12 protein-coding genes are annotated in these 15,808 nt (G+C 73.0%); 9 read left to right on the top strand and 3 right to left on the bottom strand.

Annotation, left to right across the window (positions count from 1 at the left end):
* The first annotated feature begins 66 nt into the window (after nt 1-66).
* The 5 genes from ACIBIW_RS23455 to ACIBIW_RS23435 all read left to right on the top strand — a co-directional run bounded on the left by ACIBIW_RS23455 (nt 67) and on the right by ACIBIW_RS23435 (nt 7,195).
* On the top strand, nt 67-807 hold the full coding sequence (locus ACIBIW_RS23455) for a hypothetical protein (protein ID WP_399339204.1): 741 nt from the start codon (nt 67-69) through the stop codon (nt 805-807).
* Nucleotides 808-858: 51 nt separating this feature from the next.
* Complete coding sequence (locus tag ACIBIW_RS23450) at nt 859-3,069, top strand: hypothetical protein (RefSeq protein WP_399338947.1); 2,211 nt, start codon at nt 859-861, stop codon at nt 3,067-3,069.
* Entirely contained in the window at nt 3,066-3,758 is a 693-nt protein-coding gene (locus ACIBIW_RS23445) for a hypothetical protein (protein WP_399338946.1), read from the top strand. Before ACIBIW_RS23450 ends, ACIBIW_RS23445 begins: the two co-directional genes overlap by 4 nt.
* 834 nt (nt 3,759-4,592) lie before the next feature.
* Nucleotides 4,593-5,999 carry a hypothetical protein gene (locus ACIBIW_RS23440; protein ID WP_399338945.1) on the top strand — a complete coding sequence of 469 codons (1,407 nt, stop codon included), beginning with the start codon at nt 4,593-4,595 and terminating at the stop codon, nt 5,997-5,999.
* Between the two features lie 83 nt (nt 6,000-6,082).
* The gene (locus ACIBIW_RS23435) at nt 6,083-7,195 is read left to right on the top strand and encodes a YqcI/YcgG family protein (RefSeq protein WP_399338944.1); all 1,113 of its coding nucleotides are present in this window, start codon (nt 6,083-6,085) and stop codon (nt 7,193-7,195) included.
* Between the two features lie 45 nt (nt 7,196-7,240).
* On the opposite strand, the gene ACIBIW_RS23430 is transcribed toward ACIBIW_RS23435, so the two are convergent.
* Nucleotides 7,241-7,951, bottom strand: coding sequence for a TetR/AcrR family transcriptional regulator (locus ACIBIW_RS23430; protein ID WP_399338943.1), 711 nt, complete (start codon nt 7,949-7,951; stop codon nt 7,241-7,243).
* Nucleotides 7,952-8,106: 155 nt separating this feature from the next.
* Between ACIBIW_RS23430 and ACIBIW_RS23425 the strand changes: the two genes are divergently transcribed.
* Nucleotides 8,107-9,015 (top strand): siderophore-interacting protein, encoded by a 909-nt coding sequence (locus tag ACIBIW_RS23425; protein WP_399338942.1) that lies wholly within the window; start codon nt 8,107-8,109, stop codon nt 9,013-9,015.
* Here the strand turns inward: ACIBIW_RS23425 and ACIBIW_RS23420 are convergent.
* Both ACIBIW_RS23420 and ACIBIW_RS23415 read right to left on the bottom strand, forming a co-directional pair.
* Nucleotides 8,990-10,621 carry a (2,3-dihydroxybenzoyl)adenylate synthase gene (locus tag ACIBIW_RS23420; protein ID WP_399338941.1) on the bottom strand — a complete coding sequence of 544 codons (1,632 nt, stop codon included), beginning with the start codon at nt 10,619-10,621 and terminating at the stop codon, nt 8,990-8,992. The genes ACIBIW_RS23425 and ACIBIW_RS23420 overlap by 26 nt on opposite strands.
* Before the next feature lie 52 nt (nt 10,622-10,673).
* The gene (locus tag ACIBIW_RS23415; protein ID WP_399338940.1) at nt 10,674-12,044 is read right to left on the bottom strand and encodes a salicylate synthase; all 1,371 of its coding nucleotides are present in this window, start codon (nt 12,042-12,044) and stop codon (nt 10,674-10,676) included.
* Nucleotides 12,045-12,305: 261 nt separating this feature from the next.
* On the opposite strand from ACIBIW_RS23415, the gene ACIBIW_RS23410 reads away from it, so the two are divergent.
* The 3 genes from ACIBIW_RS23410 to ACIBIW_RS23400 all read left to right on the top strand — a co-directional run bounded on the left by ACIBIW_RS23410 (nt 12,306) and on the right by ACIBIW_RS23400 (nt 15,782).
* Nucleotides 12,306-12,623: a phosphopantetheine-binding protein gene (locus tag ACIBIW_RS23410; RefSeq protein WP_399338939.1), complete on the top strand. Its 318-nt coding sequence runs from the start codon at nt 12,306-12,308 to the stop codon at nt 12,621-12,623.
* A 29-nt stretch (nt 12,624-12,652) separates the two neighbouring features.
* Entirely contained in the window at nt 12,653-13,414 is a 762-nt protein-coding gene (locus ACIBIW_RS23405) for a thioesterase II family protein (RefSeq protein ID WP_399338938.1), read from the top strand.
* A gap of 199 nt (nt 13,415-13,613) precedes the next feature.
* Entirely contained in the window at nt 13,614-15,782 is a 2,169-nt protein-coding gene (locus ACIBIW_RS23400; protein WP_399338937.1) for a beta-ketoacyl synthase N-terminal-like domain-containing protein, read from the top strand.
* Nucleotides 15,783-15,808: the final 26 nt, after the last annotated feature.

Here is a 15,808-nt window from a genome sequence, read left to right as displayed (position 1 = left end):
AGCATGCCCCATGCCTCGCCCTCATCCCCCGACGTCCCTCCGGAGCAGGCGCTCCTGGCCGTGGATATGCAGGGCTACAGCCAGATTCCGGAAGCGAAAATGGCACCGGTCCGTTCGGACTTGGATGACATTCTCACCAACGTACTGGCCCACATTGGGCTACAGGACCCACGCGACCGGCCCGGCGCCTTCAAGGACGCCGGCGACGGTGGCATCTTCGTCGTGCCCGCCAAGGACATCGCACGGCTGATCGACCCCCTGCTGGAACACGTGCACACGGCGTTGGTCCGGTACGACCGTGAACGGCTCGCCAGCGCTCCGGCTATCCGGTTGCGTGCCGCCGTGCACGTTGGGCCGCTCTCTCTCCCCGACCACCGTGGCGACGCGATCAACGAGGTATGCCGGCTACTGGACAGCCAGGTTGTGCGCGCCGGCCTCACCGCGGCCCGGAAGAACCGGAGCGGCTTTCTGGCCGCCGTCGTGTCGGAGGCGGCGTTCCGCCGCACCGTCCGTGCGGGACGCACTCCGGACCTCGGCGAAGAACACTTCCTCCGCACCACGGCGCGGGTGGAAGGCAAGGCATTCGCAGAGCCTTGCTGGCTGTTCGTGCCCGAGATGACACCGCAAGCCCTCACCCCGCTCATCGAGCCGGAGGCACCCGGAGGCGGAGGCACAACGGCCAGCCCGACGGCGTCGGCCGGCCCGAGCAACCCGCCCGGTGCCACCTTCCTGTTCAACGGGGACATGACGGACACCACCGTGATCGAAAACGTCGGGACGATGCGGATCGACCGGCGCCGGATCTGATTCCGCCCGTGCTCCGACTCCCGTGCCACATCGAAAGGAAACATCTGACGCATGTCCAGTGATCACCCTATTTTTTCGCCGCGCCCGCCCGAGGGGCCCGATTCTCCGTCAAAGAAAGCTGACGGCATGGCTTCATGGCCGACGGGCCCGAGCGGTGGCGCTGCTGAAGGTACGGAGACCGCCGACGGCGGTCGGGCGGGTCCGGCAGCGTTCGTCGTACCGCCCGTACCGGACGCCGGACCGACGCCGATCACGGTCACTAGTCCGGAGATGTTCGTCCATCATGCAAACAAGATCATCAACGAGACTCGCAGGCAGGAGATCCTCGAAGGTCCCACTCTTCCTCGTCACCGGATCGAGCAGGAGCCTATCGTCCGCGAAGGCCAGTGGGCCGAGACCTGGCAGCAGGCCCTGGATCCCGAGGGAGTGCGTCCGCGAAAGCATGTACTGATCATTGTCGCCCCGCGATCGTATGGATCGACGACCCTGGCACTACACCTCCTCGCCCGGCACACGGACGAAGACACGGACATCGTGAAACTGGACGCGGACTGGAAGTCGCCCAGAGTGGGCCGGCTTCCGGCAGAGGAGCGACACGCCTACCAGGTCGACCTCAAGGACCCTGACCACGACCGGGTCTCCGCCGATTTCCTCACGATGCTCGAAGAGCACGCGGGGCTTCTGGAGAAGCTGGGCTCCTACCTCGTCCTGAGCGTGGCCAGGGACCTGTGGACCGATCGCTACGTCTCCGATCGGTCAGGCATCCAGGTCGTCCACCTCAACGAGCCGCCGCCGGCGCAGAGTGTCGTGGAGGCTCGCCTGAGGACTCGTCAAGTTCCTGGTTTGATCGGCTGTCTTCATTCCATCGGGACGACCAAAGCCGTGCTGAGCCGGCTCGATGCCGTTGAAGCGGTCCGCACAGCGGACTCGATCGTGCTCGCATGGCGGGAACACGAACGGCTGACCGGGTCCTCGTTCCCCATGGACATCCCCTCCTCATGGTCCGCGGCCGATACCGGACTAACCCAACGGATCAAGTCCGCATTGTCCGACTGGCGGGACAAGCTCGACATCCTGTTCGGGGAAACGGCCTCCGTACATGGAGGCAAGGACACCTCACTTCCGCTGGAAGACCGCTGTCTCCTTCTGGCTCTCGCCGTGCGTCAATCCGCTCCGATGCCCGAGGTTGCCAGGGCCGCCCGAGACTTGCAGGACATCATCGGCGCTGAAGCAACCGGCTTCGCCTCGACGACAAGTGCGGCATTCGCAGGCCGCGGACTGCGCCGCCGTGTCGTCGACGTCGGCGCCGAAGTCGGCACCCACGATGAGGTCGTCTTCGACCAGCCCGGCTACGGAAGGGCTGTCCTGACCTACGTCTGGGACAACTACGAGGTCATGCGCGAGCCCCTGTTGAAATGGCTCGTGTCAGGAGACACCGGTAGCGATACCGACGAGCACGTCGTGGACGCCATCGCCGCCCTGACCCTGCGACACGGGACCGTCGACCATCTCCTCCTCCTCGGATCCGCCACCCATCCGGCGAAGAAGGAACTCCTCAGCACGCTCCTGGTCAAGGCGGTCCAGGACGAACACATCGGACGCCAGGCGTGGGGCATTCTGTACGGCTGGGCATCGGTGAAGGAACGTGCGACCGCCGTGGTGGCCACTTGTCGACGGGTCCTGAACAATTCTGATGTCACGTCTTCTCAGGCCAGGATGGCCATGGTCAGGCTGCGGCGCGCCGCCAACAGTGGGCACGAGTCAGCCTGGGCCGAGGCCAGGGAAGCCTTTGTGGAGCAGGCGCAGCACCCCGTCGGGGTGACGCGACTGGTCGCAGAGGTACGTTCATGGCAGCAGTCAGGCCGGTCCCGGGGATCCGGCAGTGCGGCCTTCCTGGCCCTGATGTCCGTACCGTGCACCACCACTCCATGGCTGCTGTCCGATGAGGTCCCGTCCGAGTTGAACGTGAAGCGGGCGCTACAGGACCTGTTGGGCGACACCGCCACGGCCCCGGACACCATCGACCTCCTCACCACGTGGATCAGCCAGTCGGCCACCGATCCCGACACCTACGCCCACGTCCGTGACGGGTTGGTCCCCCTCCTGCGCGGTCACAAGACCTTCAAGGCTTGTGTGAGCCTGATGCAGGCACTGGAGCACGTCACGGTCGACGGGGAGGAGAACGCGGTCAGCGACTTCTGGGGTCGTCTCGTGGACCCGCGGGTCCGCACGGTGATCCAGCCCAACAAGGAACCGGCGTGAGGTGGTTCTGGCAGCGTCGGGCCCGCACGATCCATTGCACCCAGCCACGGATGCTCCGCTGCGCAACCCCCGATATCCACTTCGAGGCCACGTTCACCGTCGAGTGGCGCCCAGCTCTCCGGGTCCGGCCCAATCTCGAAGACCTAGTGCTCAGCCGAGTCTTGACGCGGGCTGGCAAGGTCGCTCAGCTCTTCCAAGCCGTCGAGGTACGCACCGCGCAGGACACCATCAACGCCGAGCTCGGCGCCCCGGAGCACGCCCGCGCTGCCGGGTACCGGTGTCTGGCCGCTCGCGCGGAGTTGGCGCTCCCGGAGGACACACGGGAAGACCTCGCCCAGCAGCGGGCTGACGCGGCCCGGGTACGGCGGCTGCGGTTCCTGCGCGAGCATCTGTACGAGAAACCCGATCTCCTCGTGCTCGACCGGATCGAGCGCCAGGGCGATTGGCCGGGTCCTGAGCAGGTTGCCGAATGGCAACGCCTGGCACGGTGGGTAGTCGCGGCTGACGAGTGGTGGCAGCCATTGCTCGAACAGTGGGAGATCGTCGGCCAGGGCTTCAACGACATCGAACTACAGAACCGGGCCATGCTCGCGCTCTGCGATGCGCTCCGAAAGCTGATAGGCGATGGTGAGACGGACACGCCTTCCGCTCCTTCTCCCGGTGTCGCGGAAGTGCGGCGCAAAGAATGAGCCCGGTCCTGTGGCGGATCATTCTCGACCCCTTGTCTTCCTGGCGTGCGCTTCGCCTGCGACGTGAGGCGAACAACCACCTTTCGTTCGATACGGCCTGGCGGCAGGCACGGATGCTGGCCGCTCCCGACGACATGATCTACCGGCTGCACGGACACCGGATCCCCGTTGAGAAGGAAAGAGGAACCGGGCAGCCGGGAGGGAAGACACATCGCTTTCCGTAAGCGCCCCTTTGGCGTCCGCATGGAGCCCGAGCCCGTGAACCGTGGCACCATCACCCTCACCTGCCCCACAGGCCGGGCAGAATACTCAATATCGGTGCCGGAAAGGGTCGCCCTCCCGAGGTCCGTCTCGTCGCGGGGACGGCGGAATTAATTCCATGAAGTCCGCCCACGAATTGCGACGCATTCTCTAACCGAGCGGCGTTTTCCTGCTTCGTGGCAGCTTCGGCCCGGTGACTAACCTCCCCTTGTACCGCTATTTTCCACTGGCCGGTCTGCCCGATTCCGCGTATCACGCCGGCTTGCGAAAACTCGAAGTCGACAGCTCGATCTCGCCGCCTTCCATCCTGACCACGAAGGACCGTCATCGGGGCGTTGAACGCCCGCTCGCACAGTCGCCCCCCGACCCCGCCAATGAGCCGTGGGACGAGGGGGCTGGACCTCGCGGGCGCAGGGCCCAGGCGTTCACGCGGTGCCGTGGTGTGACGGCGGCCCCTTGACGAAGATGGGGAATAAGGCAAGCCTTACCTAAGTAATCGGCCCGGTTGGCTCAGCCGTGCGGGTCCGCTCCCGGCTGCCCGCCCGCGCCCGACCCCTCGCCCGGAGGACCGTCATGCCCCTGCTCCGCCCGGAGACACTCGCCCTGATCTCGTCCGACGACGCCAACGACATCGTGAAGGCGTTCGCCGCCAACACCGCCTTCCGCGCCGCCGAGTGGGAGGAACTGTCCACCGAGGGCAACCCGTACCGCAGGCCGGTGCGGCCCGACGACCTGGCCTGGCTCGACTACTCCACCCCGATGCCCACCGCGAAGGCCCTGAAGCTGAGCGCCCTGCTCGGGCACCGGATGCTGCGCAACATCTACGACACCGACCTGCTGTACCTGCCGCCCGCGCCGTCGGACGCCGCCGCGGCTGACGGGGCCGCGTTCTACAGCGACGACAACCGTGTCCTCGGCGCCCTCGCCGCGCCCGTGCTCGAACAGCACCTGTTCAGCCTGCTGGAGTCGGAGCGCAAGCCGCTCGCGGGCGACGGTCCCGGCCGGCTCGCCCGCGCCGTCGCCGACTACCACGAGCGGCGGCTCGCCGAGCCCGACCGCTTCCTGACCGCCGCCCTCTCCACCCGGGACCGCAAGGCGTCGGCGACCTTTGTGATGCTCCAGCTCAGTGCCTACCTCCCGGCCACCAGGACGGCCGCAGCGCGGGGCGCGCTCGGCGAGTACGAGGCCGCCCACCCCGGGGCCCGCGCCGCGCTGCTCGACAGCTACCGCGCCTGGACCGGCCTCCACGACAGCTACCGCGACCTGCTCGCCGGGGCCGGGCTCAGCACCACCACGGGCGCCTACTGGCAGCTCTACCTCGGCACCTCGCTGGCCCGCGGCAACCATCTGCACTGGCTGGCGCGGCAGCGCGAGAAGTACCCCGAGTTCCTGGGCGCGCTGCTGCACCACGCCATCGACCGGGCGGTCACGGCCCAGCGGTTCGCGCAGGTCTTCGAGGACGGGCTCGGGGCGCGCCCCGTCCTGTTCGACCACTTCGGGCTCGCCCCCGGGACGCTCGACGACCTGTCCGCGCGCTGGCTCGAACCGCTGGGCGCGCTGTACGGCCCCGCGGCGGTGGAGCGGTTCGCGAACGGCTTCGCGGACGCGGTCTGGCTGACGGAGCTGTGGGACGAGGACCTGGCCACGCAGCTCGCGTGGGCCGACAGCATCGAACTGCACCAGGAGAAGGCGGAGAAGATCAACCGCCATATCGAGGACAACGGCATCGAGGTCGACCTCGACACCTTCGTGGAGAGCCACGAGGAGACCTCCACCACGCACGTCCACGACGAGCACCGGCTCGTGATGGTGGAGCGCGGGCAGATGCACTTCTGGAACAACGTCACCCACAAGATAGAGCTGCACGAGGGCGACAAGGTCCTCATCCCGGTGTCCCGGCTGCACGGCTCCACGGTGCTCTCCGGCGAGTGCACGTACCACCAGCCGATCATCCCCGAGGAGATGTACGCGCAGTTCTGACGGCCGAGCGTGCCGCCGCGCCCCGCAGGCCGGTGGCGTCCGCGCACCCGCACCCCCGAGGGACGGAGTCCACACCCGTGCTTGTGTCCAGCAACCCCCCGCCCGATCCGGGCCCGGCCTCGGGGAAGGCCGCCCCGCAGGCCCGGCGCGCCGCGCCCACCTCGGATCTGGCCCTCACCGCCTGCACCGTCGGCGACATCCCGCCCTGGGGGATCGCCGCCGCCCGCGACCTCGTCGGGACACTGCTCGACGGCGGGCGGCCCTTCCCCTGCACCTTCGCGGTGGCCGCCGCCAAGAAGGGCGGGCTGCGCTTCGGGTTCGTGGAGAGCCCGCACGACGAGCGGACCTGGGAGCCGCTCGTCGGCATCCTGCGCTCCTATCTGGACGTCTACCAGCGGCTCGGCAGGGACACCTCCCTCGTCGTGCTGTTCCGTCCCGAGGATGGCGAGCGCCGGGGGCCCGACGCCCTCGACCACTTCTTCGACCGGTTCTGGGCGCTGCTGCGGTTCCTGCACGAGCGGGACGACCAGCCCTGGCCCGGGCGCGTCCCGCTCGATCCCGAGGACCCCTGGTGGGAGTTCAGCTTCGGCGGCACCGAGATCTTCGTCGTCTGCAACACCCCCGCGCACGTCACCCGGCACAGCCGCCACAGCCCCGGCTTCATGGTCACGTTCCAGCCGCGGTGGGTGTTCGAGGGCCTTGAGCCCGGCACCCCGCGCGGTGACAGGTCCCGCGAGGTGATACGGCAGCGGATACGGCGCTTCGACGGGATGGAGCCCGCGCCGCAGCTCGGCAACTTCGGGGACCCGGCGAACAGGGAGTGGAGCCAGTACTTCCTTCCCGACACCCCCGGTGGCAGCACCCCGCGCTGCCCGTTCCTGGCCCGCGCGGGCGCCCGCGGGGCCCCAGGCGAGGCGGTCGCCGTACCGCGTGGGCACGCACAGGACGGAGATGAGGCGATGGCCCCGCACGAGGACGCCCCGGAGCCCGCGGGTTCCGGCGCGGACGGATACCGGGTCCTGGTCAACGGGGACCTCCAGTACTCGCTGTGGCCCGCCGCCGCCGGGCTGCCGGGCCGCTGGCGCGACACCGGGGTGTCCGGCAGCAGGGAGGCGTGCCTCGCGCATGTCGCGCGGGTGTGGACCGACATGCGCCCGGCGCGCTTCCGGCGTCCGGAGGGGGCCGGGGTGGCTTAGCCGGGGTGGCCTAGGCCCCGGCGACGGGTTCGCCCTGGCGGGGTGTCACTCCGCGGGCCCGGAGAGGGGTGCCAGGCCCGCGAGGAGGACGTCCAGTTTGCGGGCGAACCAGTCGCGGGGGTCGCCGGTGACCACATCCGTGAGCGCCTGCCTGAGCCGGGGGTCGACCCTCGGCAGCGCCTCGGGGAGCATGTCGCGGCGCAGCAGGCGGGCGCGCTCGGGGGTGGTGGGCGCGCCCTCGTCCCGGCCGCCGGCGAGGAAGAACATCAGGACCTGCTCGTGGACCAGGTCGTGGGCGAGTATCGCGTCCTCGGCGGTGAAGCCCCGGTCGAGCAGGGCGGTCACCACCCGGTGCGCGATGTCCCCGTACGCGTCGGAGTCCACGCGCAGCGAGACGATATGGGCGGCGAGCCCCGGGTGGGACTCCAGGAGGCGGAAGGCGGCCCACGCCTGCGCGCGCAGCAACTCCCGCCAGCCGCCCGCGGGCCGCGGCCACTCGGCGCCGGTGACCGCGGCGTCGACGGCGGCGGTGATGAGCGCGTCCCTGGTGGGGAAGTAGCGGTAGAGCGTGGAGTGCTTGATGCCGAGCCGGTCCGCGACGCTGGTCATGCCGATCCGGCCGAACCCCACGGCGACGGCGGCCCGTACGATCGCGGCCCTGTCCACCAGCGCGGGGCGGCCCACCTTCGGGGTGCGCCCGGCGCGCCGCACACCGACGTGCCCGCCGCCGCCCTCCCGCTCGCCTCCGCTGCCCATGCGCCCCATTCTCTCCCCCCGCGGCCCCGCGCCCGGGGGTGGCCGTCCCCTAAGCGACACCGTGTTGTCAATGAGTTTGGTTAGGCATACCTTATTTTCACGCCGGGTGGTGGGCCACGGGGGCCGGGCGCCCGACACCGGACCAGGAGACTTCCATGCCCACGATCCGCGAGGAACTGCGCCGCCGTACCGCGCTGAGCCGCCCCACCGTCCGGATGCGCACCGCGCGGGTGGTGCGCGCCGTCGATCTGACACCGCGCATGCGGCGGGTGGTGCTCGACGGGGACGACCTGGCGGATCTGGCGGGCGGACTGCCCGCGGACGCCTGGAAGTTCATGCTGCCGCCGCCAGGACACGACCGCGTCGAGCTGCCCGTGGTCGGGCCCGACGGGGTGCCCGGCTACCCGGAGGGCGCGGCGGTGCCGGTGCTGCGGGCGCTGACCGTGCGCCGGTTCGACGCGGCGGCGGGCGAGCTGACGGTGGACGTGTTCGTGCACGGCGCCTCCCCCGCGGGCGACTGGGCGCGGTCCGCGCGGCCGGGCAGCTCGGTGGCGCTCGCCGGGCCCCGGCACTCGTTCTTCGCGTCCCCCGAGGCGGACTGGTACCTCTTCGCGGGCGACGAGACCGCGCTGCCCGCCGTCGCCGCCGCCCTGGAGTCGCTGCCCGCCACCGCCCGGGCGGTGGCGCTGGTCGAGACGGCCGACGAGTCCGACCGCGTCGAGATCGGCGGGCCCGCCGCGGCCGAGGTGGTCTGGCTGCACAGGCGCGGCACGGCCGCCGCCGGCTCCCGGCTGCTGGAGAAGGCCGTACGGGGCCTCGACCTGCCCTTCGACGGCGCCCAGGCGTGGCTGGCCGGGGAGGCGGGCGTGGTGCGCGCGGTGCGGCGGCACCTGCTCGACGAGCGCGGTCTCACCCGCGACCGGCTGCATGCCGCCGCGTACTGGAAGGAAGGACACACCAGCGACCAGCGCGACGTCGAGGTGCTGGCCGCCTACCAGGAGGCGCTGGAGCGCGGCGGGGACCAGGACGACCCGCAGCTCACCCTGGAGGCGGAGCTGGCGTGACCGCGCGGGCCGCGAGGGCCCTGCGGTCCACCTTGCCGATGGCGGTGAGCGGCAGCGCGGCGACGGTGTGGACCAGGTCGGGCGCCTTGTAGCGGGCGAGCCCCCTGTCGGTGAGGAAGGCGGCGGCAGCGGCGGCGGTCGGCGCGGTCCCGCCCGGCTCGGGCACCACGAACGCGACGACCCGCTCGCCGAGCACCGGGTCGGGCTCGCCGATCACCGCGGCCTGCCGGACGTCCGGGTGCCCGGCCAGGTGCTCCTCGACCTCCTCGGCCGACACCTTGTCGCCCGCCCGGTTGATGACCTCCTTGACGCGCCCCTCCACCGCCAGATGGCCGCCGGGCAGGGCACGTACCAGATCGCCCGTGCGGTACCAGCCGTCGGTGAAGGCGCGGGCGTTGTGCTCGGGCAGCCGGTAGTAGCCGCGCAGGGTGTACGGGCCCCGGGTGAGGAGCTGGCCGACGGCGCCCGGGGGCACGAGGTGCCCGTCGTCGTCCACGACGCGTACCTCGTCGCCGGGGCTGAGCGGGCGGCCCTGGCTGGTCAGCACCAGGTCGGCCGGGTCGTCGAGGCGGGTGAGGCAGACGAGGCCCTCCGCCATCCCGAACACCTGCTGGAGCGCGGCGTCGAGGACCGGGCGCACCCGGGCCGCGGTGGCGGCGTCCGGCTTGGCGCCGCCCACCTGGACGAGCCGCAGGCTGGAGACGTCCTCGGGCAGCCAGGTCTGGGCCTCAAGCCAGAGCGCGAGCAGCGACGGCACCAGCGCGGTGGCGGTGACGCGCTCCTGCGCGATGAGCCTTAGCGCCTCGTCGGGGCTGGGGTCGTGCGGCAGTACGACGGTTCCGCCGACGGCCAGGGTGCCGAGGACACCGGGGCAGGCGAGGGCGAAGTTGTGCGCGGCGGGCAGCGCGGCGAGGTACACGGTGCCGGGGCCGAAGCCGCATACCTCGGCGGCGGCGCGGGCGTTGTAGGAGTAGTCGTCGTGGGTGCGCGGGATCAGCTTGGGCAGCCCGGTGGTGCCGCCGGAGAGCAGGAAGAGCGCCACGTCGCCGGGGTCGGCCTCGGCGAGCGGGGTGTCCGGGTGCTCGCGGCCCAGCCGCTCCACGGCGTCGAGCGCGGTGAACTCCTGTGCCTCGCCCGCCACCAGCACCCGCCCGGGCGGGCCGCCCGGCTTCCGTACGGTCCTGGCGAGTTCGCGGTAGTCGTAGCCGAGGTAGCGGTCGGGGACGAGGTAGGCGGCCGCCTCGGCGAAGGCGCACAGGTGCCCGATCTCGCGCTCGCGGTGGGCGGGCAGCGCGTACACGGGCAGGGCGCCGACGCGCAGCAGCGCGAAGGTGGCGAGGACGAACTCGGGGCGGTTGGGCAGGTGCACCACCACCCGGTCGCCGCGGCGCAGGCCGAGTACGGCGAGGCCGCGCGCCAGGTCGTCGGCGCGGGAGTCGAGTTCGGCGTAGGTGAGGCGCCCGCCGTCGTGGACGAGGGCGGTGCGGTGGCCGCCTTCGCGGGCGGCGCGGCGCAGGAGTCCGCCGAGGGTGTCGCCGCGCCAGTAGCCGTCGCGGCGGTGGCGGGCGGCCTCGTGCGGGGGCCAGGGGACGCACCCGGGCAGCATGGTCGGGTCCTCTCGTGGGTCCTGTCGTGGTCGGCGGCAGGCGCGGCCGGGGTCAGTGGTGCGCGGGGACGAGGTAGGGGGCGACGCTGGCGAGCTTCTCGCAGGTCTCGCGGTACTCCCGGGCGGGGGTGGAGGCGGCCACGACGCCCGCGCCCGCGCGCACCCAGGTGCGGCCGCCGTCGGTGAAGACGGTGCGCAGCGCGAGGGCGGCGTCGAGGTCGCCGTCGGCGGTGGCGCGCAGCACCGCGCCCGCGTACAGGCCGCGGGGCGCCTCCTCGTGCTCCTCGATGACCTCGTAGGCCGCCGTCTTGGGGATGCCGGAGGCGGTGACCGCGGGGAAGAGCGCGGCGAGGGCGTCCCAGCCGGTGCGGTCGGCGCGCAGCCGCCCGCGGACGCGGGAGCCGAGGTGGCGGACGCTGCCGCGCTCCTTGACGGACATGAACTCGTCCACGCTCACCGACCCTGGGGCGCACAGGGCGCGCATCTCGGTGTCGGCGAGCTTCACGGAGACCGCGTGCTCGTAGATCTCCTTGGGGTCGGTGACGAGTTCGGCGCGGGTGCGGGCGTCGTCGTCCGGGTCGGGGTGCCTGGCCCGGGTCCCGGCGAGCGGCTGGGAGGTCACCCAGCCCTCCGGGGTGACCTCGGCGACGGTCTCGGGGCTGAACCCGGCGGCGGTGAGCCCGGGCAGGGCGAGCAGGAAGGAGCGGGCGGGGGTGTTGGCGCGGCGCCCCGCGGCGTAGGTGGCGGGGAAGTCGAGTGCGTACGGCACCGGGACCCGGCGGGAGAGGATCACCTTCTCCAGACGGCCGTCCCTGATACGGGCCACGGCGTCGCGCACCGCCTCCTGGTACGGGGCGGGGTCGTCGGCCTCGACGTCGAGCGGGCGCGGCGCGGGCGCGGGCGCAGCGGGGCGGGCGGTGGCGGCGGCCAGCACCTCGCGCAGCACGTCCGCGTCGGCGCACCACAGGTCGAGGGCGTCCGGGGACAGTTCGACCTCGGCGCGCGGCACGAAGACATGGGCGAGCGGGCGCCGGGGGTCGGCGGCGGTCCTGCCCGCCGCCGTGGTGGCGGCCTCGAAGGCGACCCAGCCGTAGCCGCGCCAGTCGGGCACCTCGGCGGCGGCGAGGGCGGCGCCGAGTTCGGCGACCGGGTGGGGTCGGGTGCGCGGCAGCACCCGCCGCTTCCCGTGCCATTCGGTGACGACGTCGTTGGCGCGTACGGTCACGGCCCCCAGGGTGCCGCCCGCGAACCACCAGCGCCCCGCGCGCTCGTAGACGGCGTAGCGGGCGAAGGCGCCGGAGCCCGCGAGCCGTACCGCCGTCTCCAGGGGGTCGTGACGGCCGGGGACCCGGGTGCGCAGGCAGCGCGGCACGGCGGCGCCGCCTGCCGGGGGCGCGGTGGTGCGGGAGTGTGCGGTGGTCACGTGGCAACCGTCCTGGGGTCGTCGGAGATCGGGCCGGGCGCCGGGGCGGCCAGGGCCGGGGTCCGGGGGGTTCCGGGGAGGACCGGGGAAGCCGGTGCGCGCCGGGGGCGGAGGAAAGGGGCACAGACCGGAAGAAACACTAAGGTAAGCCTTGCTTTACTAAGGCAAGCCTAACTAGCATGCACGGCTGTGTCCATGAGCGGTCCCGGCCCCGGGGGTCGCGGACCGCAGGAGAAGCGCACTCGTCTCATGAGGTGAACAGTGACGTCGCATCCAGTGGAACCCGCTCCGGGCCACCCTGCCCCCGACCCGTCGCCCGCCCCCCACGCTCCCCCGCTCGACCCCGAGGAACTGCGTGCCTCCGTCGCCCGGATGCTCGACCGCCCCTCCGACTCGCTCGGTGACCACGACAACCTCGTGGCGCTCGGCGTCGACTCCGTCAAAGTCATGGCCATCTCCGCGGGGCTGCGCAGGCACCGCGTCAGGATCAGCTTCGCCCGCATGATCGAGGAGCCCACCCTCGCGGCGTGGTGGCGGCTCATCGGCGAGTCGGCCGACGGCCCCCGGGCCGCCCGGTGACGGGGCCCGACGGCACGGAGTCGCCGTGGTTGCGCTCCCTCGGCCGCGTCCCCCACGAGGACCCGGAAGCCCCCGCGCTCGTCCTCTTCCCGCACGCGGGCGGCAGCGCCAACTTCTACCGCCAACTGGCCGCGGGCTTCCCGCCCGCGCTGCGCATCAGGGTCGTCCAGTACCCCGGGCGCGAGACCCGCGTCGGGGAGGACCTGGTCGACGACATGACCACGCTCGCCGACCGAGCGGCCGCCGCGCTGCGCCCGCTGCTCGGCGCTCCCCTCGCGCTCTTCGGGCACAGCATGGGCGCCCTCGTCGCCTACGAGGTGGCCAGGCGCCTGGAGTCCGACGGCACCACGCCCGACCGGCTGTTCGCCTCGGCACGGCACGCCCCTGTCCCCGGGCGGCGCCCGGCCCACCGCCACCACCAACTGGACGACGAGCGCTTCACCGAGGTGCTGCGCCGCACCGGCGGCACCCCCGCCGCGCTCCTCGACAACGCCGAGATGCGCGACTACGTCCTGCCCATCGTCCGCAACGACTACCGGCTGCTGGAGACCTACGTGCCCGCACCGGGACCGCCGCTGCGCACGCCCGTCGTCTCCATCGCCGCCGAGGGCGACGGCACCGTCACCGAGGAGCAGGTCGCCCTGTGGGGGCGCACCACCGAGGGCGCGCACGAGCACCTCACCTATCCCGGCGGCCATTTCTACCTCCTCGAACGCCCCGCAGAGCTGACCGGGGCCGTCCTCGCGCGCCTGCCCCGGCACACCGCGCGGGCCCGGGCCGCGACGCCCTGACCCTGCCCCCCACGGCCGCCCCACCGGCCGGCCGCCCGGCACCCGCCGCCCCACACCTCCGCACCTCCGCACCCCGCGTCCCCCTGCCCCCGACACCCCCGCACCCCACCGCCCGCACACCGCCGTGCGCCGCCGGTGTCCCCGTCATGCCACGCCCGGGGTCCGTCCCCGACCCCGCGAACCGAGGGAGCCGATCGCCATGGACACCGTCACGCCCGTACCGCTGCGAGCCGAGGACCCGGTGGCCGTCATCGGCATGGCGCTGCGGCTGCCCGGCGCGGACACCCCCGACGCCTTCTGGCGCAACCTGCGCGAAGGCGTCGAGTCCGTCACCGAGTTCAGCGATGCCGACCTGCTCGCGGCGGGGGTGCCCCCGGAAGCGCTGCACGACCCGGCCCGGGTGCGTGCCAGGCCCGTCGTCGAGGGGCCCGAGCTGTTCGACGCCGACTTCTTCGGCTACAGCCCCGCCGAGGCCGCCGCCATCGACCCGCAGCACCGGCTGTTCCTCGAATGCGCCTGGGAGGCGCTGGAGTCCGCGGGCCACGACCCGCGCGGCGACGGTGACCTGTCGGTCAGCGTCTTCGCGGGCACCGGTCCCGACAGCTACTTCCTCAACCACCTCCACCCGCACCGGGCACGCGCCGGGCAGGGCCCCTCCTTCGAGGGACTGCTCGGCAACAGCGGCGACTTCCTCGCCTCCCGGGTGTCCTACAAGCTCGACCTGACCGGGGCGAGCGTCACCGTGCAGGCGGGCTGCTCCACCTCCCTCGTCGCCGTCCACCTCGCCGCGGCCAGCCTCATCACCGGCGAGTCCGACCTGGCGCTCGCGGGCGGCAGCACCCTCTACTTCCCGCAGCGCGCCGGGTACCTCTACCGCGAGGGCGGGATCAACTCGCCCGACGGCAGATGCCGCGCCTTCGACGCCCGCGCCGCGGGCACCACACCGGGCGACGGGGTCACGGTGCTCGTGCTGCGCCGCCTCGCGGACGCGCTGGACGCGGGCGACCCGGTCCTCGGGGTGCTGCGCGGCAGCGCCGTCAACAACGACGGCGCCGCCAAGGCCGGGTTCACCGCCCCCGCCGTCGACCCGCAGAGCGACGTGGCGGCGGAGGCCCTGGCCGTCGCCGGGCTCTCCCCCTCCGACATCGACTACGTGGAGGCGCACGGCACCGGCACGCCCATGGGCGACGCGCTGGAGATCACCGCGCTCACCGAGGGCTACGCGGGCGCACCGCGCGGCGGCTGCCGCATCGGCACCGCCAAGCCCAACGTCGGCGACACCTGGGCGGCCGCGGGCGCGGTCGGCCTCGCCAAGGTGCTGCTCGCCTTCGCGCACGAGGAGTTGCCGCCCACCATCAACCGCAGCGGCCCGCACCCCGACATCGACTTCACGGCAGGCCCCTTCACCCTGACCACGGAGCCGACCCCCTTCAAGCGCGGCGAACGGCCCCGCAGGGCCGCCGTGCACACCTTCGGCGTCGGCGGCACCAACGCCCACGTGGTCCTCGAAGAGCCGCCGCCCGTGCCGCCGAGCCCGCCCGAGGCCACCGGCTGGTACGCGCTGCCGCTCTCCGCGCGCGACCCGGACGCGCTCACCGCCGTGGCGGCACGGCTCGCGGACCATCTCGGCGCCCGGCACGACCTCGCGCTCGCCGACGTCGCCCACACCCTGGCGGTCGGCAGGACCCCGTTCGCGCACCGGGCGGTGGTCGTCGCGGGCGGCCGCCGCGAGGCCGTGACGGCGCTGCGGGCGCTCGCCGCGGCGGGCCCCGGCGCCGAGAGCGCCGTCGGCGAGGGCTGGTTGGTGGTACGGGCCATCGGCGCGCCGCCCGCCGCGCCCGAGGGCCTGTCGCGGGGCACCGTACGGGCCGCCGCCACCTGGGCGGGCGGCGGCAGGATCTGGCAGGGGCCGCCACCGCCGGGCCCCGCGCGCCGCGTGGCGCTGCCCACCTACCCGTTCAGGCGCCGCCGCCACTGGGTGGACCCGCCCGCGCCCGCCGCCGCGGCGGCCGTCGACGCCGCCGCGCCCGAGCGGGAGCGGCATCCGAGGCCCGCGCTCGGCACCGTCCACACGCCCCCGGAGGAGGGCCTGGAGACGCTGGTGGCCCAGGTCTGGCAGGACGCGCTCGGCTTCACCGGGCTCGGCCGCGACGACGACTTCTTCGACCTCGGCGGGCACTCCCTGCTCGCCTCCAGGATCGTCGGCTCCCTGCGCGGCAGGCTGCCGGTGCCCACCGGTCTCGACGACCTGCTCACCGCGCCGGCCACGGTCGCGGGCCACGCACGGCGGCTGGCCGCGCGGCTGCACGCCGAACTCGCCACCCTCACCGACGAGGAGGCGGCCCGCCTCGCCGCCGGGCTCGGCTGACCGCACCCCACGCCCCGCCGCGTCCC

It is taken from the genome of Streptomyces sp. NPDC050560 (assembly GCF_044457285.1).
Lineage (GTDB): Bacteria > Actinomycetota > Actinomycetes > Streptomycetales > Streptomycetaceae > Streptomyces.
The sequence above is the reverse complement of the archived record's forward strand: the minus strand, read 5'-3'. Positions and strand labels throughout refer to the sequence as shown.

What these genes read in the sequence shown, in the direction of transcription:
- ACIBIW_RS23400 (WP_399338937.1), top strand. Translation starts at nt 13,614, where the DNA reads ATGGACACCGTCACGCCCGTACCGCTGCGAGCCGAGGACCCGGTGGCC.
- ACIBIW_RS23430 (WP_399338943.1), bottom strand. Translation starts at nt 7,951, where the DNA reads ATGGGCAGCGGAGGCGAGCGGGAGGGCGGCGGCGGGCACGTCGGTGTG.
- ACIBIW_RS23420 (WP_399338941.1), bottom strand. Translation starts at nt 10,621, where the DNA reads ATGCTGCCCGGGTGCGTCCCCTGGCCCCCGCACGAGGCCGCCCGCCAC.
- ACIBIW_RS23425 (WP_399338942.1), top strand. Translation starts at nt 8,107, where the DNA reads ATGCCCACGATCCGCGAGGAACTGCGCCGCCGTACCGCGCTGAGCCGC.
- ACIBIW_RS23455 (WP_399339204.1), top strand. Translation starts at nt 67, where the DNA reads ATGCAGGGCTACAGCCAGATTCCGGAAGCGAAAATGGCACCGGTCCGT.
- ACIBIW_RS23450 (WP_399338947.1), top strand. Translation starts at nt 859, where the DNA reads ATGTCCAGTGATCACCCTATTTTTTCGCCGCGCCCGCCCGAGGGGCCC.
- ACIBIW_RS23440 (WP_399338945.1), top strand. Translation starts at nt 4,593, where the DNA reads ATGCCCCTGCTCCGCCCGGAGACACTCGCCCTGATCTCGTCCGACGAC.